Here is a 19,184-nt window from a genome sequence, read left to right as displayed (position 1 = left end):
CCCCCGCCCCGACCCCCTCGCCCTCCCAGGCCCGGCTGGATCCGCGCATCGCCGAGATCATGCGCAAGCCCGAGTACCGGCACGCCCAGTGGGGCCTCCTGCAGACCCGGCCCGCCGACGGGCAGGTACTGCACAGCCTCTTCCCCGGCCAGTTCTTCATCCCGGGTTCCACGGCGAAGCTCTTCGCCGTCTCCGGCACCTGGCGCACCCTCGGCACCGACCACCGCTTCGTCACCCCCGTCTACGCCGTCGGCCGGCGCACCGGCACCACGCTGACCGGCGACCTCGACCTCGTCGCCCAGGGCGACCTCACCCTCGGCGGCCGTACGCGCCCCGACGGCACGGTCGCGTACACCGACCTCGACCACACCTACGCCAACGACTTCCCCGGAGCGACCCTCACCCCCGAGAACCCCCTCGCCGGCATCGACCGGATCGCCCGGCAGGTCCGCGACTCCGGCATCACCCGCGTCGACGGCGACGTCATCGTCGACAGCCGCCTCTTCGCCCCCGACCCGGTCCTCGACCCCACCCCGACCCCCCTGATCATCAACGACAACCTCATCGACCTGCTGACCACGCCCGGAGACCGGGCCGGCGCCGACGCCCGGCTGGACTGGCGGCCGAAGGTCGCCCCGTACACGGTGACCTCCACGGTGAAGACCGTCGCCGCCGGCCGGCCCACGAACGTCACGGTGACCGCCGTCGACGGCGGCACCCGGATCCTGCTCTCCGGCACCATCGCCGCGGACGCGAAGCCCCTGCTGCGCACCAGCCCCGTCACGGATCCCGCCGCGTTCGGCCGCAGCGCCCTGATCGAGGCCCTCGCCCGGGCCGGCGTACAGGTCACCGCGCCCCCGACCGGCTCCAACCCGGCGGCCAGGCTGCCGCGCGACTACGACGGCCGCCCGCGGGTGGCGGAGTACACCTCACCCCCGTACGAGCAGTACGCCAAGCTGATCCTCAAGGTCAGCCACAACCTGGGCGCCAACCTCGGCATCTGCCTGATGGCCGTCTCCGCCGGCAGCACGCAGTGCGAGGACGGCTTCCTGGTGCTCGCCGCCTTCCTGGACCGGGCCGGCGTCGACCGCGAGCAGGCGGAGCTCATGGACGGCCGGGGCGGCAACCCCGCCGACCGGGCCACGCCGCAGGCGCTGGTGCAGATGCTGGCGTACTGGCAGCGCACCCCGGACGCGCGGCGCTTCCGCGAGGCCCTGCCCATCCTCGGCGTGGACGGCCTGCTCGCAGAGAACTGCCGCAGCTGCCCGGCGCGCGGCAAGGTGTTCGCGAAGACCGGCGCGGCCGTCGGCGGAGACGCCCTCAACGACCGGCTCGCCGTCGGCGCCATCACCATCGCCGGCTACCTCGACAAGGGCGGCGGCCGCTTCGACACCTTCTACGCGGGCGTCAACGGCGCCTCCACGCCGACCGCGAACCCCGTCGACGTCCTGTCCATCGCCAACGACCTCGCCCTGATCGCCGCCTACCTCCAGGAATCGCCCTGACGGGGTGCGGGAGGCGCGGGGCTGTCGTGGTCCTCGCCGCTCTCGTCGAGGAAGCCGCCCGACTGGTGCCGCCACAGCTTCGCGTACGTGCCCTCGCAGGAGAGGAGTTCCTGGTGCGTGCCCTGCTCGACGATGCGGCCGCGGTCGAGGACGACGAGCCGGTCCATGTGCGCCACCGTGCTCAGCCGGTGCGCGACCACCAGCGCGGTCCGCCCCTCCATGAGCCGCCACAGCGCCTCCTGTACGAGGATCTCGCTCTCGGAGTCCAGGGCGCTCGTCGCCTCGTCCAGCAGCAGGATCGGCGCGTCGCGCAGGATCGCCCGGGCCAGCGCGACCCGCTGGCGCTGCCCGCCGGACAGCTTGACCCCGCGCTCGCCGACCATGGTGTCGAGGCCGTCGGGCAGCGCGTCGGCGAACTCCGTGACGTGCGCCGCCTCGGCCGCGCGCCGGATCTCGGCCTCGGTGGCGCCGGGCCGGGCGAACGCGATGTTCTCCCGCAGGGTGCGGTGGAACATCGCTGGGTCCTGCGGCACGTACGCCATCAGGCCGCGCAGGTCGCGCTGGCGCAGCCTGCTGATGTCCCGGCCCCCGATCAGGATCCGGCCCGCGTCGATGTCGGTCATCCGCAGCAGCAGCCGGGTGAGCGTGGTCTTGCCGCCGCCGGAGCGGCCCACCAGCCCGATCTTCGCCCCGCTGGGCACGTCCAGGTCCAGCCCCTCGAAGAGCGGCTCCGCGCCCGCGTGGGCGAAGTCCACCTTCTCGAAGCGCACCTCGCCCGCCCGGCCCGGCTCGGGCACCGGCTCGGGGGACTGCGGGTCGAGTACGGTCGACGGCGTCAGCAGCAGCTGCGTGAACTGTGCGGCCTCCGTCATCGAGCTCTCCAGGCGGCGGTAGATCTGGTTGAACTCGAACATGATCCGGGTGGCGTTGGAGAAGTACGTGAACGCGACCACGACCGCCTCCACGCCGTGCCCGCTACCGCCCGCGGCCGCGCCCCCGCTCCCGCCCCCGGCGACCGTGACGGCGATCAGCAGGCCCAGCGCGTTGGTCACCACGGACATCGGCGCGACGACGGTGTCGATGCGCAGGTTGCCGTAGTCCCACGACCGCAGCGTGAGCGCGCGCGAGTGCGAGACCCGGGACCGGTGCTCGGCGGCCTCGCGCTCCTCCGCGGCGAACGCGCGGACCGTGTCCATGTTCATCAGGCTGTCGGAGACGTGCCCCGACACCTGGGCGATCGCCTCCTCGCGCCGGTCCACGAGTGCCTGGCGGCGCCGGACGAGGGGCAGGACGCAGGCCCCCGTCACCGCGATCATGGCCAGGAGCGCCACGACGAGCAGCGGTTCGTAGCGCCAGAGCACCACCGACCCGAACAGCAGCGGTACGAACCGGCCCACGACCGAGAAGGTCAGCGCGTCGACGAACTCCTCGAAGCGGGAGGCGAAGCTCAGCACCCGCTTGGTCAGCGACCCGGCGAAGTTGTCGTGGAAGAACGCGGCGTCCTTCGCGAACAGCTCGTCCATCCCGATGATGTACAGCCGTTCGATGCCGAGGGCGTCGACCCGGTTCAGACAGTGCAGGCCGAGGCGCCACGCCGCCTCGGAGAGCAGCAGGACGGCGCCGAATCCCAGGACGTACGGGAGCGTGGCGCCGAGACCGAGACCGGCACCGCTGCCGGTGTCGTCGGCGATGCGGCCGACGAGCTTGGCGATGACCAGCGGGGCGATGTAGTTGATGCCGATGTTGCCGAGGGCCGGCATCAGCATGGCGGGCGCGGTCAGCCACCGCATCCGCGCCAACTCCCGTCCGTAGTACCGGAGTGCGAGGAGCACCGGCCCTTTGGCGGGCGGTGCCCCTCGTGATGCGGACGCTTCCATGGTCACCCCGTGTGTTCGCTCGGTTACGGAAGCCGCAGTCTCCCGTGACGGCGTCCGCGCCGTCCAAGCGTTTTCCGTGTGGGTGACAACCGACCGGTGGCAGCCGCCAGGTGACGGCCGACCGGTGCCGAGCCCGCCCGTTACCCGCCGGGCGTGAACGTCACCCGCCGGGCGTGAACGTCACCGGCAGGGCCAGGGGGCCGCGCAGGCCGCCGGGGCGCCAGGGGATCTCCGCCGGCGGTACCGCGAGGGCGAGGCCGGGCAGGCGGCGCAGGGCGGTGCCGATCGCGATCTGGCCCTCCAGACGGGCCAGCGGAGCCCCCAGGCAGTAGTGGATGCCGTGCCCGAACGCCAGGTGGGCGTTGTCCGGCCGGGTGATGTCCAGGCGGTCGGGATCCGGGAACCGCCCCGCATCGCGGTCGGCGACGGCCGAGCCGATCAGCACGGTCGCGCCGCGCGGGACGCGCACGCCCGCGATCTCCACGTCCTCCCGCGCGAAGCGGGCGATGCCGGGGCTGACCGGGCCGTCGTAGCGGAGGAACTCCTCGATCGCGCCCGGCAGCAGACCGGGGTCGGAGCGCAGCAGGTCGAGCTGGCCGGGGTGGGCGAGCAACATGGCGATGCCGCCGCCGATCAGGTTGACCGTGGTGATGTAGCCGGCGGCCAGCAGCAGGAACACCATGGCGACGAGCTCGTCCTCGCTCAGCCGCTGTTCCTCGTCCCGGGCCGTGATGAGGGCGCTGAGCAGGTCCTCGCCGGGATCCGCCCGCTTGGCGCCGATGAGTTCGGTGACGTACGCGCGCATGTGCCGCCACGCCTCGTTCACCACGGCCGGGTCCGGCGGCTCCGCGCCCCGCATGATCATGCGGTCGGTCCAGTGCTGGAACTCGTGCCGCTCGTCCACCGGTACGCCGAGCAGTTCGCTGATCACCGTGACCGGGAGCGGCAGCGCGAAGTCCGCGACGAGATCGGCGCGCCCGGCCGCGACGACCGCGTCCAGCAGCCGGTCGGCGATCGCCTGGATCCGCGGCCGCATCTCGGCCACCCGGTGGGCGGTGAACGCCTTCGACACCAGGCGGCGCAGCCGCGTGTGGTCGGGCGGGTCGCTGCGCAGCATGTTGCCCAGCATCGACTCCCGCTCCGTGTCGGGCAGCTGCTCCAGGAGCCGGGTGTCCGCGGCGTCCCGTACGTCGCTGCTGAGACGGGTGTCGGACAGGGCCGCGAGCCCGTCCTCGTAACGGGTGACGAGCCAGGCCTCCAGCGCGCCCGCGATGACGACCCGGCGCACCGGGCCGTCCTCGCGCAGCTGCCGGTACAGCGGGAACGGGTCCGCGACGAAGGCCGGGTCGCCGTAGGGGAGGAGGACCGGCTGCTCGCTCACGACACCTCCCGCACGGCGTCGCCGCCGCGGAGCGACTCGGCCGGCGGCCGCTCGCGCAGCGCCCCGTACCCGATGAAGTAGGCCGGCACCCGGTTCAGCCACCGCGAGTCGGTGACGAGCTCCGTGAGCCGCTTCGCCCGCCGGGGATGGCCGAACGGGGTGCGGCCGGCCAGCAGCGGCTCGATGACCTGGGCGTGGGCCAGGCGTTGCATGCCCTGCGTGGCCACCGTCGTGGGCATGCGGCGGAGCTGGACACGGCGTACGTCGTGGAGCCCCACGGTGCCCTCCAGCAACGGGCGCACCAGATGGCGGGCCGCGGCCACCGCGTCCTGCACGGCGAGGTTGATGCCGATGCCGAACACCGGCGACATGGCGTGGGCGGCGTCGCCGATGCACAGCAGACCCGGCCGGTGCCAGCGGCGCAGCCGGTCCAGCCGTACGTCCAGCAGCTTGACCTCGTCCCACGAGGTGACGGAGTGCGCCCGGTCCGCCAGCCACGGGACGGCCTCCGTGAACTGGGCCATGAAGCGCTCCACGCCCTCGGCGCGGCGCTCGGCGTCGGTTCCCTTGGGGATGAGCCCCGCGATCTGCCAGTAGTCGCCGCGGTCGATGAGCGCGCTGAAGAACCGCTCGCCCAGGCCTCCCACGAGCCCGCTGGGATCGCTCTCGTGGCGCGGCAGCCGGAACCACCAGGCGTCCATCGGGCACGGGAAGCTCTCCAGGCCGAGCTCGGGCAGCACCCGGGCGAAGGACCCGCGGCCGTCGCAGGCCACGGTCAGCGTGGCCCTGAGCTCGCCGGTGGCGCCGTCAGCGGTGCGGTACCGCACGCCCGCGACCCGGCCCCGCTCCATCAGGAAGGACGTCGCCTCGGTGTCCATGCGCAACCGGAAGGAGGGCTCCTTGCCGGCCTCGTCGGCGAGCAGGTCGAGCAGGTCCCACTGCGGCACCATCGCGATGTAGTTGTACTTGCCGTGCAGCGCCCCGATGTTCCCGACCGTGACGAGGGAGCGGTCCGGCCCGATGGGCAGCTGCACCGAGGTCACCCGCCGCTGCGGCAGCTGGGCGAACCGGTCGGCGAGGCCGATGTCGTCCAGCAGCGACAGGGTCGACGGGTGCACGGTGTCGCCGCGGAAGTCGCGCAGGAAGTCGCCGTGTTTCTCCAGCACGGTGACCTCCACCCCGGCCCGGGCCAGCAGCAGGGCCAGCACCATCCCGGCGGGCCCGCCTCCCACCACACAGCAGGCCGTACGCTCCACGGCAACCACTCCCTTCGCCGGCATCGGGCAAACCCCAGACGACGTATACCCCACCGGGAGCGGCGGTTGCGGTAGCGCCTTGCGAGTCGGCCGATTGCCGGCGGCCGCACGTCCGGAGCCGGGGCTCGGGCGTGCGGCGCTGCCGGCCCGGCGTCCGGTGCCAGCCGGCCCGGCGTCCGGTGCTAGCGGCCCGGCGTGCGGCGCAGGACCAGCGAGACGAACCCCCAGGTCTCCCGGTAGGTGTGCAGCCATTCGGTGCGCCGGGTGTTCGCCGTCTCCAGCACGTGAGAACTGTCCGGATCGTCAGGGTGGTCCAGGGCCCATGACGCCAGCGAACCCCAGTTGGACCACTCGTACGCGTCCAGTTCGGCGCGCGTGCTGACGTGCCCCTCGACGGGGGTCCACCCCTCGGCGACGATCCGGTCCACGGTGGTCGCCAGGTCGGCGAACTCGCCGAGCATGTCGACGGCTTCCGGGGACGGCGTACGCTCCCAGAACCCGTCGCCGATGACGACGCAGCCACCGGGGGCCAGGTGCTCGCGCGCCGCCGCGAGGGTGGGGAGCAGCCCACCGAAGGCGTGCGTGGATCCGACGCTGAGCACCAGGTCGAACGGGTGCGGAGAGGCGAAGTCCGCGGCCGGCGTCTTGTGGAGGGTCAGGCGTTCGTCGACGCCGAGGTCCTGCGCCGCCTTCCCGGCCAGCGCCAGGGCCTCCTCGGAGATGTCCACGCCCTCGGCGCGTACGAGCGGCCGTGCGGCCAGCGCCCTCAGCAGCCACTCTCCGCTGCCGCACCCGAGGTCGAGGACGCGCTCGTCGCCCCGCGGGAGCCCGCGCTCCAGCAGCCGGCGTACGGATTCGTCGTCGAGCGGGGCCTTGATCGGGTGATCGGTGTGGGCTATTTCAGAAATCTGTTCACGGTTCATTGGGGCCAGCTTGCCAACGACGCGCCGCGGGCGCACCTCTTTTGCTGCGGTGCGTCACGGCGCGGACGGCGCACGCCACGCGGCCATCTGCTCCCGGAAGTTCGGGCAGCCGACGATGTCCGTCCTGCTGCACTGGAGGGCGTGGGTCAGCAGCTGGTGGGCGTGGTCGAGGTCCACCAGGCGCCGCTCGATCTCGGCGACCTTCGTACGGATCATCGCCTGCCGGCGCGGCTGGTCCTGTTGCAGCTCGCGGATCTCGGCCAGGGTCAGGCCCGCCTGCTGGCACTTGCGCAGCAGCACGATCCGCTCCGCCGCGCCCGCCGGATAGCGCCGCTGCCCGCTCTGGCGTTCGGGCTGGGGCAGCAGTCCGTGGCGCTCCCAGTACCGGATGGCCGAGGCGGGCACCCCGGTGGCCCCGGCGAGCTGCCCGATCGTCATGCGCATGCCCGTACTCCTCGCTCCCCGACGTTTGACTTGAACCTTAGTTCAAGTTGAAGAGTGGGCTGCGTACGGGACGGCCGCACAACAGCGGCCGTCGCCCCCAGCGTTGGGAGACCAGGACATGACCACAGACGCACGCCGGATACGGGACGAGGCCCATCAGCTCGTGGAGGCTTCCCGGCGGCTCTTCGAGGCGGGGGTGATGTCGCACTCCGGCCACGCCAACCTGAGCGTCCGGCTCGACGCCGACCGCTTCATGCTGACGCCCGGCTTCGTCCGCGGTCTGCGGGCCGAGGACCTGGCGACCGTGAGCCTCGACGGGCAGGTCCTCGAAGGGGAACTGCGCTCCGTCAGCGTGGAGATCATCTCCATGCACAGCGCCGTCTACCGCGCGCGCCCGCAGGTCGGTTCGGTCATCCACACCCATTCGCCCTCCGCGACCGCCTTCGCCGTGGCCCACCGGCCGCTGCCCTGCCGGACCGAGCCCATGCTGCGGTTCGGCCAGGCCGAGGACGTGCCGGTGGTGCCGTGGGGGCCGCGCGGGTCGGACGTATCGGTACGCGGTGTCGTCGACGCGCTGACGCACAGCCCCACGACCGCCGCGGTCCTGCTGGCCAACCACGGCCTCCTGGTGTTCGGCCCGGACCCGGCGGACACCGCCCACCTCGTGGTGGCCATCGAGGAGAGCGCCGGGGCGGAGCTCGCCGCGGCGGCGATCGGCGGGGCCGTCGACTTCCCCGAGGGCGCGCTGGAGAGCGTACGGGCGGCGATCGCGGGGGTCGCGTCGTGACGCGCGACGACGCCCTCGCCCCGCGGGCCGAGGCCGTACGCGACCGCTACCGCGCCACGCTCGGCGCCGTCCCGGCCGGCGTGCAGGCCCGCCTGGACCTGGCCCTGGCCCACGGCCGGCTCCACACGGAGGAGGCCGTCGCCGAGCTGCGGCACATCGTGCTGACGGACAACGCGCTCGGCGCGCGCGTACAGCAGCTCGTCCACTTCGGGCAGCTGCTGGCCCTCGGCCGAGCCGATCCGGCGCGGATCCACGCCCGGGGAGCACGGCACGCCGGAGCCCGCGTCGCCGACCTCATCGGTGTCGCCGAGACCTCGCTCCTCACCGCGGGGGTCCCGGCCTACGCACTCGGCATCGAGACGATCGTCGAACTCGTCCACGCCGAAGACGACGGAGATGCCGACGAGGCCGACGAGGCCGACGAGGCCGAGCCGCTCTAGGCGGTGGCGCGCGGAGCCGGGTGGCCGGAGCGGGCTCAACCCCCCCGGCCGGTCCGGGCCGGGAGGGCGCGGCCCAGGCACTCCACGAGACGGGCGGCGAGGACCGCACCGGGATCGAGGCGGGGGTTGAAGATCGTCACATCGAGGCCGACGGCGCCTTCGCCGGCGAGCGCCGTCCGCAGTACGTCCTCCAGTTCCCGCCACGTCAGCCCGCCGGGGATGCGGTAGTCGACGGCCGGCATCAGGGCGTCGTCCAGGACGTCCACGTCGAGGTGGACCCAGTACCCGGCGCTCCCGCCCGACGCGAGGTGATCGACGGCCCGGCGCGCGGCCGCGGCGGCCCCGGCCGCGCGCACGGCGCCGAGGTCGATCGCGTGCAGCCGGGGCGGCAGCGGCTGCATCCCGGCCTCGGCGGATTCGGCGGCGTCACGGAAGCCGAAGGCGACGACGTCCTCGTCGCGCAGCAGCGGTCCGCGTCCTTCGAGGTCGGTGAGCGGCCGGGGGCCGCGGCCCGTGGCCAGGGCGAGTTCCATCGAGGCCGCCTCACCGGTCGGCTCCGCCGACGGCTGGTAGAAGTCGGTGTGGCCGTCGAGGAACAGCAGTCCGTGGCGTCCGCGGCGGCGCAGGGCGAGGAGACTGCCGAGCAGGACGGTGCAGTCGCCGCCGAGGACCACGGGAAAGCCGCCGCGGTCGAGGACGCCGCCGACGGCGTCGGCCAGGTCGACGGAGTACCGGGCGATGCCGTCCGGGTTGAGGATCCCGGTGGCCTCGTCCCGCACCGGGTCGTACGCCGGCGCCTCGACCCTGCCTGCCCGTACGGCCCCCAGCCGGCCGGCCAGACCGGCGCCGAGCAGGGCCGCCGGCAGGTCCTGGACCCCGGACGGCCGCAGCCCGAGCACGGACGGCGCCTCGATGATCACCGGCTCCCGCACGCCACGGCCCTTCGTCGGCAGAGTTTCGCATACCGGACAATACGCCTGTCGGGCCGTCAGGCGGCGGTCGGCGGGGCCTGGATGACGACCGCCGAGGGGGAGAGGAGGGCGCGGTCCACCGGGAGCGTGGGGCCGGCCAGGACGACCAGGTCCGCGCCGAGCAGGGCCCGGTCGCGGGAGGCGGCCGTGACCAGGACCGTGCCCTGCGCGGCCGCCAGCGCCGCGGCCTCGGGGTGCGGCCAGCGGGCCGGGCCCGGGTGCACCGTGATGTTGCCGAGGCCGGGCACCTCGCGCACCAGCGCCGCGAGGTGGGCCGCCACGGCCGGGCCCGTACCCAGCACGGTGGCGGAGCTGACGCGCGGCACGAGCAGGGTCCGGGCCGCCGTCGCGCAGACCTGGGCGGCGGCCTCGTACGAGAGGGCGGCCCCGTACGAGGGGGCCGGCGGGGCGGTACGGGGCATGCGGGCGCCTTCCTGCGAGCGGGGCCGCCTGCCCCGGTACCCGCAGCGTGCCGCCACCCCCTACCCACCCGCTATCCACCGGCCGTTGTCCCCCTGCCGTCGGCGGGGGTCAGATCACCGGCGGCCTGCCCAGTCGGGTCATCCGCCACACCGTCCGCCACCGCATGGGACGACGGGGCGGGCACGCGGTCCGCACGCCTTCGAAGAACCCGGCCCACCATGACCGAGGCTTGCGGAAGCCCTCTTCAGCCCGCGGAGCCCCGTACCAGGAGCTGTTTGCCCGCGAGTTCGGAGCGGAGGCGGGCCGCTGCCGGGGTCGGGTCGGGTGCCAGCAGTCTCTCGGCCGCGGCGGCCTCGGCCAGGGCCGCCGCCGGGTCGCCGGAGGCGGCGTGCGCGTCGAAGAGCGCGCTGGCCGCGCGGCCCTGCCAGACCCGGGAGCCGCCCAGGCCCGTGAACGCCTCCCGCGCCGCCGTCAGATGGGCCACGGCCGCCTCGGGCGCGCCGCCCTCCAGCGCGGACCGGCCCAGGGCGAGCGCGACCCGTCCCTCCGCCGCCCGGTCGCCGGTGCGCCGGGCCAGGGCCAGGGCTTGGAGCAGGGCGCCCTCGGCGGCCTCGCCGCGCCCGGCGCGCCCGTGCACCAGGCCCAGGCCCAGCAGCGTGTGCGCCTCGCCGGTGCGGTTGCGGGCCGCCCGGTCCATCCGCAGCGCCCAGTTGAAGGCCTGGGCGGCGAGTTCGCCCTCCCCGGTGTGCAGGTACAGGGCGCCCAGCCCGCGCACCGTCTCCGCCTCGGCCCGCGGCGAGTCCGTCTCCCGGCTCAGGCCCAGCGCCCGGGTCAGCAGCTCCCGCGCCTCCTCGGGCCGGTCCAGCTCCAGCCGGGCGGCGGCCTCCCCGGCCAGCGCCAGCGCCTCGCCCGCCCGGTCCCCGGCCTCCCGCAGCAGCGCCGCGGCCGCGGCGTGGCCCTCGGCCGCCGCCGCGTGGTCGCCCCGTACGGCGTCCGCGCGCGCGGAGAGCCACCGTACGAGGGCCTGCCCGTGCCGGTCACCGGGTCCGCGGAAGGCGTCCGCGGCCGAGGCCAGCAGTGGCGCCGCCTCCGCGGCCCGGTGCCGGAACAGGTGCAGCGCCGCCAGACTCGTGCGCGCCGCGGCCGCGCCCCGCGCGTCTCCGGCCTCCTCGCAGGCGGCCAGGGCGAGTTCGCCGCTCTCGCGCCAGTCCTCGGTGTGCGCGCGGGTCTCGAAGTGCCCGGCGCAGGTCACCGCCAGCTCCCGGGCCACCTCGTGGAGGCCGGCACCGGCGGCCCGGCGCACCGCCGCCACCAGCGCCTCGTGCTCCCGCTCCCACCACCGGCCGGGCGCGGCCAGGACCTCGTCCGCCGCGGCGGCGGGCAGGGCGTACAGCGGTGACGGGGCCTCGCCGTGCGGTACGAGGAAGTCCCCGCCGTGCTCGCGCCGGTGGGCCTGCGCGGCCAGCGACAGCCAGGTCTCCAGCACCCGGCGCACCGCGTCCGCGGACTCCTGCGCGCTCTCCGTCGCCAGCAGCTGCTCGCGGGCGAAGACGCGGATCAGGCCGTGGAAGCGGTAGCGGGCGGTGGTGCAGGAAAACCCCGCGCCACTGCCTCCGCCTCCGCCTCCGCCACCGTCCCCGTCGCCTCCGGGTACGAGGTCCAGCAGCTGGGAGTGGACCAGCTCCTCCACCACGTCCTCGGCCCCGGCCGGATCCGTGCCGAGCAGCGCGGCCGCCGTCCAGCCCGGGAATTCGGCCGCGTCCAGCAGCGTCAGCAGCCGCAGCAGCCGGGCCGGCTCCGGATCCAGCGCCCGGTAGGCGAGCGTGATGTGCGAGCGCAGCTCCATCCCGCAGTACGAGAACTCGTCGAGCCGGCCCGCCTCGTCGCGGAAGCGCCGTACGAGCCGGTCGAGCGTCCAGTGCGGCCGGCAGGCCAGCCGCGCCCCCACCACCCGCAGCGCCAGCGGCAGCCCGCCGCAGAACTCGGCCAGCTCCAGGGCCGCCGGGAGCTGCCCCGCGATCCGCTCGGCGCCGGCGATCCGGGTGAGCAGTTCCACCGAGTGCGCCTCGTCGAGGACGTCGAGGCGGATCTGCCGGATGCCGGGCAGGCCGGTCAGCGGGTAGCGGCCCGTGACGACCACCGCCGAACGGGCGTCGCCCGGTAGGAGTTCGCGGACCGCGGCCTCGTCGGCCACGTCGTCCAGCACGATCAGCATCCGCCGCCCCGCCAGCAGGCTGCGGTACAGCGCCTGGCGCTCGCCGCGGCCCCCGGGCACCGCGTGCGCGGGCACGCCGAGGGCGCGCAGGAAGCCGGCCAGCACCCCGGCGAGCGCGTCGCCGCCTCCGCCTCCGTCCCCGTCACCCCCGTCGCCGCCGTCGGCCAGCGCGGCGTACAGACGGCCGTCGGGGAACCGCTCGCGCAGCCGGTGCGCCGCGTGCACGGCCAGGCTCGACTTGCCGACCCCGTCCTTGCCGCAGATCCCGGCGATGCGCACGGGCTCACCCGTACCGCCCGAGGCCCCGTCCGGGCCGCCGAGGAACTCCGTGAGCTCGGCCAGGTACTCCCCACGGCCCGTGAAGTCGGGCAGATCGGAGGGGAGTTGTTCGGGTCGTACGGGGCCTGCGGCCGAAGCCGGTGCGGGCTGCGCCACGGCCCCGCCCCCCGACGGGCCGACGTGGGCCGCCGCGGCCGCGTCGAGGGAGGGGTCCCGGTTCAGGACGGCCGCCTCCAGGTCCTGGAGGGCGCGGCCCGGCTCGATGCCCAGCTCCGCGTCGAACACGGCACGCAGCCTGCGGTACACCTCCAGGGCCTCCGCCTGCCGGCCCGACCGGTACAGCGCCAGCATCAGGCTCGCGTGCAGCCCCTCGCGCAGCGGCTCCGCCGACGCCAGCGCGAACAGCTCGCCCGTCATCTCGGCGTGCCGGCCCAGCGCCAGGTCCAGCCGGGCCAGTTCCTCCAGGGCCGTCAGCCGCTGCTCGTCGAGCAGGGTCGCGCCCCGGCGCACCGGATCGCTGTCCAGGCCCAGCAGGGCCGGGCCCCGCCACAGGGCGAGCGCCTCGCGCAGGTGCCGCGCCGCCTCGGCAGGGTCGCCGGCGGCGGCGTACGAGCGGGCCCGCGCGAGGAGCTGCGCGAACCGGTGGGCGTCCAGCTCCTCGTCCGCCACCCGCAGCCGGTAGCCGGCCGCGGTCGTCTCGATCGCGTCGGGGCGCCCGGCCCGGACGCAGACCTTGCGCAGCGCGGAGACCGCCGACTGGACCTGGGTCCGCGCCGTCTCCGGCGGGGACTCGCCCCAGATCGCGTCGACGAGCAGTTCCTGCGGGGCGACCTGGTTCGCGTGGAGGGCCAGCGCCGCGAGGACGATCTGCTGGCGGGGTCCGCCGAGGGGGCGTGGCGCGCCGTCCTGTGTGAGCTCCAGCGGACCCAGAAGGCCGATGTTCATCTGCGAATCCCCCATTCCCGGCGGCCCGTTGGTCAGGGGCGGCCGCGGGCAGGCTACGGGCGGCCGGGCGGGCCCTGCCAGGGTTCGCGGTGCGGGGTTCGCGATGCGTGGGATCGGCCGTGCCGATGGGGTGCGGCGATCGGCCGCGGCCGGGCCGCAGCCGGGCCGTGTCCGAGACATGGCCTGGCCCGATCAGGTGTTGCGGTCGGGCCCGACCGAGGCCGGCCGGGCCCGGCGATCGGGCGTGGCCGGGGCCCTGACCGGGCCCGATCGGGTTCTCCGATGGGAGGGTTCGCCACCCTCCATCGGCCGTCCGTTGTGGCGGGGAGGCCCGCTGAATCAGTCTGGCGGGGCATTTGTCAACGCAATCAGCGCAATCAGCGGAGGTTGGACCGTGTTCCAAGACGACGACGAGGGCCGGTACGACGTCGTGATCAACGACGAGGAGCAGTACTCGATCTGGCCGCAGATCCGCGAGATCCCGGCGGGCTGGCGCGCCACCGGGTTCAGCGGGTCCAAGGAAGCGTGCGTCGCCCACGTGGACGAGGTCTGGACGGACATGCGGCCGCTCAGCCTGCGTCAGGCCATGGCGCAGGACGCCGGGGCAGCCGCCGGAGCGGGGCCTCGGTGACCACAGGCTCGATGCGCCCGCTGATCGGCCGTGGGGAGGAGCTCGCGGCCGTCCGCCGGCGGTTCGCCGCCCTCGGCGACGGCCCGGCCCTCGTCGGTATCGCGGGGGATCCGGGCCTGGGCACCACGCGGCTCCTCGCCGAGATCGCCGCGTGGGCCGCCCGGGCGGGCGCCCACGTGTGCAGCACGACCCCGGAGGCCCTCCCACAGGCCCTCTCGGCCCTGCCCGCCCCAACCGCCCCAACGGCCCTGGTCACTCCAACCACCCCAACCGCCCCGGCTGCCCCGGCCGCACCCGTCGTCCTCCTCGTCGACGACGTGCACCGGTGCGGGGAGGAGGCACGGGAGGCACTGACCGGGTTGCTGGAGTCGCCGCGGGACGGGGTCCTGCTCGTACTCGGCTACCGGCCCCGGCAGTGCCCGCCCGGGCTGCTCGCCGCACTGACCGCGGCGCACCCCGGCCGCCATGCCGAGCACCTCGATCTCGCCCCGCTGGACCGGGCCGGCGCCGAGGAGTTCGCCGGCGCCGCGCCCTGCGCCCGCCACCGGGCCACCCTGCACCAGGACAGCGGCGGCAACCCCCGCCTGCTCGCCCTGCTCACCGCCTCCTGCGAAGGACCCGGCACCTGCCCCGGGGACGCCCCCGGAGCGGGCCCCTTCGCCGCCCGCGCCGCGGCCCCGCTGCTCGCCGAGGTGACCGCGCTCGGCCCGCACGCCCGCCTGGTGGCACACGCCGCCGCCGTGCTCGGCGAGCCCGCCGAACCCGACGCCCTCGCCGAGGTCGCCGAACTCGACCGCGCCGCCGTCCTCGCCGCCGTCGACGAACTCCTCGCCGCGGACGTGCTGCGCACCTGCGCCGCCGTCCCCGGCCACGTCGAGTTCCGCCACCCCCTGCTGGCCCGGCTCGTGCACAGCGCCGTGCCCGGCGGCTGGCGGCTCGGCGCGCACCGCCGCGCCCGTACGCACCACCGGGGCCACGGCCGCCCGGCGGTCCGCCGCGCCCGCCACGCCGAGCAGGCCTGCCTGCCCGGAGACGAGTCCGGTGCGACCGAACTCCTCGCCGCGGCCGACGAGGTGCTCGCATCGGACCCCGCCACGGCCGGTGCCTGGTACACCGCCGCCGCCCGGCTGCTGCCCGCCGCCCCCGCGCACCGGGCCCGCCGCCGGGAGCTGCTCGCCGCCGCGGCCGCCGCCGCCGTCCGCAGCGGTCGCAGCGACCTGGCCCGTGCCGCCCTCGCCACCCGCGAGGAACTCCTCGACGGGCCCGACCACGCCCCCGCAGGAGCGGACGCCGCCGAACCGCGCGCCCGCCTCGCCGAACTGGCCGGGGACCTCCCCCAGGCCCGCGAGATCCTCCGCGCCGCACTCGCCGAGCTCGCCGCGGCCCCCGGCGCCGCCGCCCCGCACCGCGCCGCCGACCCGCACCGCGCCGCCGTCCTGTGGACCGCCCTGGCGGTCACGGCCGGCGACGGCCGCCCCGCGCAGGCCGCCGCCTGGGGCGACGAGGCCGTACGGGCCGCCGCCGCGCACGGCGCCGACGAGGCCCTCCACGCCCACGCCCTCGCCGCCCGCGGCACCCTGCGCCTGGCCGCCGGGGAGACCTCCGCGGCCCTGCGCGACGCCCGCGCCGCGGCCCGGATCGCCGACACCCTCACCGACCGCGCCCTCGCCCCGCGCCTCGGCGCCCTGGACTGCCTGGCCCGCCTGGAGACCGAACTGGAGCAGTACGGCCCCGCCGTACGGCACTTCACCCGCGGCCTCGACACCGCCCGCTCCACCGGCCAGTGGCCGGCCGCCACCGCGCTCGCCGCCGGCCTGGCCGCCCTGCTGCTGCGCCAGGGCCGCTTCCCGCAGGCCGCCGCCCGCGCCGAAGAGGCCGTACGCTGCTCCGAACTGGCGGGCGGTCAGGAGCCGCGCGCTCTGGCGCTGTGCGTGCGCGCCCAGGTCGCCCTGGAGGTCCACACCCCCGAGACGGCCGTCGCGGTGGCCCGGGCCGCCTGCACGCTGGCCGCCGCCGACGGCGCCTGGTGGCACCGCTCCCGGCTGGTGCTGGCCGCCGCCGAACTGGCCGCCGGAGACGCCCTCGGCAGCCTGGAGACCCTCGCCGGCGCCGAACTGGCCGACCCGCACTCCGCGCCCCTGCCCGCCGCCGAGCGGCTCGCGCTCGCCGAGACCCTGTGCGGGGCCCGGCTCGCGGTGGGCCGCACCGACGCGGCGAGGACCGCCGCGGACCAAGCCCGCGAACTCGCCGCGCGGACCGGGCTCGCAGGGCTCCGCGTCCATGCGCTGCTGCTGGCCGCCGCCGTCGCCGACGGCCCCGCCGGGGCGCTCGCCCCCGCCGAGGAGGCCCTCTCCGCGGCCGCCGCCTGCGGGCACGCCGCCGACGAGGGCTGGGCCCGCGTGGCCCTGGCCCGGGCCCGGATGCGGCTCGGCGAGCCGGAACAGGCCGGCCGCCACCTGACCGCCGCCGCGTACACGGCCACCGCCTGCTCCGCGGCCCGGCTCGGCCGGGAGGTCGCCGCCGCCACCGCCGAGGCCGCCGTGGTCGCCGCCCCCGCCGAGGAGGCGTACATGCTCAGCCAGCGCGAGTACGAGATCTCCCAACTGGTCAGCCAGGGCTGCACCAACCGGCAGATCGCCCGCACCCTCGGGGTCAGCCACAAGACGGTGGAGACCCACCTGGGCCGGATCTTCGCCAAGCTGGAGGTCTCCTCACGTGCGGAGATCGCCAACATGATCGGCCGCAACACCGTGGTCGCCCGCCCCCGAGCCCGCGCCAAGTCCCTCGCCGGGGCATCCTGAGATCATCCGGGTGATCGGCCGGCCGGCCGGTCCCACCCCCAACTACCCACGGAGAACGACGATGTACCCGAGCATCCGCACGATCACCTTCGACTGCACCGGCGACCCGTACGACCTCGGTCTGTTCTGGAGCGGCCTGCTGGGCCGCCCGCTGGCCGACGACGACAAGCCGGGGGACCCCGAGGCGGTCATCGAGGACCCCGAGGGCGGCCCCACCCTGCTGTTCGTACGGGTCCCCGAGGGCAAGGCGGCGAAGAACCGCATCCACCTCGACCTCAAGCCGCACGGCCGCACGCGCGAGGAAGAGGTCGCCCGGGTACGGGCCCTCGGCGCCAGCCTGGTCTCCGACCGGACCCGCCCCGACGGCAGCGGCTGGGTCACCCTCGCGGACCCCGAGGGCAACGAGTTCTGCGTGGAGCGCGGGGAACTCGGGTGACGGCGCACCCCACTTCGACCGGCGGCGCCGACACATCGCGCTGGCTCAAACGCCTCACCGTCCCCGGCGCCCCGGCCCCGCGTCCCGCCCGCGCCCGCATCGTCTGCCTGCCGCACGCCGGCGGCGGCGCGAGCGCCTACCAGGGCTGGGCCCGCCACCTCCCGGCCGGGGTCGAACTGCTCGCCGTGCAGTACCCCGGCCGCCAGGACCGGCTGGCCGAGCCGTGCAGCGAGACGATGGAGGAGAGCGCCGGCGCCGCCGCCGCGGCCCTCGCCGCGCTGCCCGTACTGCCCACCGTCGTCTTCGGCCACAGCATGGGCGCGCTCGTGGCGTACGAGACCACGCTCCGGCTCGGCCGGACCGCCCCGCACGCCCTCCCCGTGCACCTGTTCGTCTCGGGGATGGCCGCCCCGCACCGCGACCGCGAGAACCTGCCCGCGCTGGACGACGACTCGCTGGTCGCGTACACCCGCCGGCAGGGCGGCGCCGAGCCCGAGGTGTACGAGATACCCGAGCTGCGGGAGCTGCTCCTGCCGTCGCTGCGCGCCGATTTCCGGCTGCTGACCGACTACCTGCCGGTCCGCGAGCCCGCACGCACCGGTGTCCCGGTCACCGCGTTCAGCGGCGACCGGGACACGGACTGTCCGCCCGGGGAGCTGGCGACCTGGGGCGAGCTGACCACGGCGGAGTTCGGCACCCGGGTGTTCCCCGGAGGCCACTTCTACCTCCAGGGGCGCGAGGAGCAGCTGGTCGACCTGGTCGCCGGGGCCCTCGGCGCAGGGGTCGGCGGGGTCAGTGGGGTCGGCGGGGCAGGCGGGGTCAGCAGGCCGGCTCCGTAGCCATGCACGCCGTCAGCGTGGTCCCGTCGTCCGGGTCGATCAGCAGGAACGACCCGGTACGGCGGGACCGCGCGTACGCGTCGAGGGCGAGCGGCTCTGCCGTGCGGACCACGACCTGACCGATGTCGTTGGCCCGCAGCTCCTCGACGGCCGTACGGCGGGCCGGGTCGTCCAGGGCCAGCCGGGACGGGATCTCCCTCACGACCGCCTTGACCGTACGGGTGGTGTGCTTGACCAGCACCCGGTCGCCGACCCGCAGCGGCCGGTCCGCGACGTGGCAGACGGTGGCCGTGAGGTCGCGGGTGACGGGCGGGGCGCCGTCGGCCGGGGCGATCATGTCCCCGCGGGAGACGTCGATGTCGTCCGCCAGCCGCACCGTCACCGACTGCGGGGCCCACGCCGCCTCGGCGGGGCCGCCGAGCGTGTCGATGGCCTCGATGGTGGTGGTGAGCCGGGACGGCAGGACGGTCACCGGGGCCCCGACGCGCAGCACGCCGGAGGCGATCTGGCCGGCGTAGCCGCGGTAGTCGGGATGCTCGGCGGTCTGGGGGCGGATCACGTACTGCACCGGGAGCCGGGCCGGCGCCCCCTGCGGGTCGTGGTCCACGGGGACCGTCTCCAGGTGCTCCAGGATGGTGGGGCCGCCGTACCAGTCCATGTGCGGGGAGGGCTCGACCACGTTGTCCCCGGCCAGCGCGGAGACCGGGATGGCGATGACCTCGGGGACGCCGAGCCCGCGGGCGTAGTCGGCGAACTCCGCGGCGATGGCGGCGAAGACGGACTCGTCGTAGCCGACCAGGTCCATCTTGTTCACCGCGAGCACCAGGTGCGGGACCCGCAGCAGGGCCGCGACCGCCGTGTGCCGGCGGGTCTGCTCGACCACCCCGTTGCGGGCGTCGACGAGCACGACGGCGAGCTCCGCCGTCGACGCCCCGGTGACCATGTTGCGGGTGTACTGCACGTGGCCGGGGGTGTCGGCGAGGATGAACCGGCGCCGGGTGGTGGCGAAGTAGCGGTAGGCGACGTCGATG

The 19,184-nt window shown here is 75.6% G+C and carries 16 protein-coding genes and 1 pseudogene; 7 read left to right on the top strand and 10 right to left on the bottom strand.

What is annotated here, in order from left to right; all coding sequences use genetic code 11:
* Window positions 1-1,505: D-alanyl-D-alanine carboxypeptidase/D-alanyl-D-alanine-endopeptidase (gene dacB / locus ADK52_RS39185; protein ID WP_053694635.1), on the top strand; the 1,505-nt coding region annotated here is incomplete at its 5' end.
* On the opposite strand, the gene ADK52_RS39180 is transcribed toward dacB, so the two are convergent.
* From ADK52_RS39180 to ADK52_RS39160, 5 genes are all read right to left on the bottom strand, one after another.
* Complete coding sequence (locus ADK52_RS39180) at window positions 1,484-3,382, bottom strand: ABC transporter ATP-binding protein (RefSeq protein ID WP_053694636.1); 1,899 nt, start codon at window positions 3,380-3,382, stop codon at window positions 1,484-1,486. The genes dacB and ADK52_RS39180 overlap by 22 nt on opposite strands.
* A gap of 160 nt (window positions 3,383-3,542) precedes the next feature.
* Window positions 3,543-4,763: a cytochrome P450 family protein gene (locus ADK52_RS39175; RefSeq protein WP_053694634.1), complete on the bottom strand. Its 1,221-nt coding sequence runs from the start codon at window positions 4,761-4,763 to the stop codon at window positions 3,543-3,545.
* Window positions 4,760-6,019: an FAD-dependent oxidoreductase gene (locus ADK52_RS39170; protein WP_053694633.1), complete on the bottom strand. Its 1,260-nt coding sequence runs from the start codon at window positions 6,017-6,019 to the stop codon at window positions 4,760-4,762. Before ADK52_RS39170 ends, ADK52_RS39175 begins: the two co-directional genes overlap by 4 nt.
* A 182-nt stretch (window positions 6,020-6,201) precedes the next feature.
* The gene (locus tag ADK52_RS39165) at window positions 6,202-6,942 is read right to left on the bottom strand and encodes an SAM-dependent methyltransferase (protein ID WP_053694632.1); all 741 of its coding nucleotides are present in this window, start codon (window positions 6,940-6,942) and stop codon (window positions 6,202-6,204) included.
* Between the two features lie 54 nt (window positions 6,943-6,996).
* Window positions 6,997-7,386, bottom strand: coding sequence for a MerR family transcriptional regulator (locus tag ADK52_RS39160; protein WP_053694631.1), 390 nt, complete (start codon window positions 7,384-7,386; stop codon window positions 6,997-6,999).
* Window positions 7,387-7,504: 118 nt separating this feature from the next.
* Between ADK52_RS39160 and ADK52_RS39155 the strand changes: the two genes are divergently transcribed.
* Both ADK52_RS39155 and ADK52_RS39150 read left to right on the top strand, forming a co-directional pair.
* A complete protein-coding gene (locus ADK52_RS39155) occupies window positions 7,505-8,173 on the top strand; it encodes a class II aldolase/adducin family protein (protein WP_053694630.1) in 669 nt (222 codons plus the stop codon).
* Window positions 8,170-8,613, top strand: a complete 444-nt coding sequence (locus ADK52_RS39150) for a carboxymuconolactone decarboxylase family protein (protein WP_053694629.1) — start codon at window positions 8,170-8,172, stop codon at window positions 8,611-8,613. Before ADK52_RS39155 ends, ADK52_RS39150 begins: the two co-directional genes overlap by 4 nt.
* Window positions 8,614-8,648: 35 nt before the next feature.
* Here the strand turns inward: ADK52_RS39150 and ADK52_RS39145 are convergent, their stop codons facing one another.
* The 4 genes and pseudogenes from ADK52_RS39145 to ADK52_RS39135 form a co-directional block, all read right to left on the bottom strand.
* Window positions 8,649-9,545: an arginase family protein gene (locus tag ADK52_RS39145; RefSeq protein WP_053694628.1), complete on the bottom strand. Its 897-nt coding sequence runs from the start codon at window positions 9,543-9,545 to the stop codon at window positions 8,649-8,651.
* 56 nt (window positions 9,546-9,601) lie between these two features.
* On the bottom strand, window positions 9,602-10,006 hold the full coding sequence (locus tag ADK52_RS39140) for a hypothetical protein (protein WP_053694627.1): 405 nt from the start codon (window positions 10,004-10,006) through the stop codon (window positions 9,602-9,604).
* Between the two features lie 109 nt (window positions 10,007-10,115).
* Window positions 10,116-10,232 (bottom strand): annotated as a pseudogene (locus tag ADK52_RS44330) (glycosyltransferase family 2 protein); the annotation flags it as partial.
* A gap of 19 nt (window positions 10,233-10,251) precedes the next feature.
* The gene (locus ADK52_RS39135; RefSeq protein WP_053694626.1) at window positions 10,252-13,446 is read right to left on the bottom strand and encodes an AfsR/SARP family transcriptional regulator; all 3,195 of its coding nucleotides are present in this window, start codon (window positions 13,444-13,446) and stop codon (window positions 10,252-10,254) included.
* 394 nt (window positions 13,447-13,840) lie between these two features.
* Here ADK52_RS39135 and ADK52_RS44325 point away from each other — a divergent pair, with 394 nt between their 5' ends.
* The 4 genes from ADK52_RS44325 (at window position 13,841) to ADK52_RS39115 (ending at window position 18,153) form a co-directional block, all read left to right on the top strand.
* Window positions 13,841-14,077, top strand: coding sequence for an MbtH family protein (locus ADK52_RS44325; RefSeq protein ID WP_053694625.1), 237 nt, complete (start codon window positions 13,841-13,843; stop codon window positions 14,075-14,077).
* Window positions 14,074-16,878 carry a helix-turn-helix domain-containing protein gene (locus ADK52_RS39125; protein WP_053694624.1) on the top strand — a complete coding sequence of 935 codons (2,805 nt, stop codon included), beginning with the start codon at window positions 14,074-14,076 and terminating at the stop codon, window positions 16,876-16,878. Before ADK52_RS44325 ends, ADK52_RS39125 begins: the two co-directional genes overlap by 4 nt.
* A 61-nt stretch (window positions 16,879-16,939) precedes the next feature.
* Window positions 16,940-17,314 (top strand): VOC family protein, encoded by a 375-nt coding sequence (locus ADK52_RS39120; protein WP_053694623.1) that lies wholly within the window; start codon window positions 16,940-16,942, stop codon window positions 17,312-17,314.
* The gene (locus tag ADK52_RS39115; RefSeq protein WP_063784067.1) at window positions 17,311-18,153 is read left to right on the top strand and encodes a thioesterase II family protein; all 843 of its coding nucleotides are present in this window, start codon (window positions 17,311-17,313) and stop codon (window positions 18,151-18,153) included. Before ADK52_RS39120 ends, ADK52_RS39115 begins: the two co-directional genes overlap by 4 nt.
* Here ADK52_RS39115 and ADK52_RS39110 read toward each other — a convergent pair.
* A partial coding sequence (locus tag ADK52_RS39110; protein ID WP_053694622.1) for a sulfate adenylyltransferase subunit 1 occupies window positions 18,134-19,184 on the bottom strand: 1,051 nt, incomplete at its 5' end. The genes ADK52_RS39115 and ADK52_RS39110 overlap by 20 nt on opposite strands.

This window comes from Streptomyces sp. WM6372, assembly GCF_001279655.1.
In the GTDB taxonomy this organism is placed as follows: Bacteria; Actinomycetota; Actinomycetes; order Streptomycetales; family Streptomycetaceae; genus Streptomyces.
Note: the sequence above shows the minus strand (reverse complement) of the source record. Positions and strands in the feature narration are given on the sequence as shown.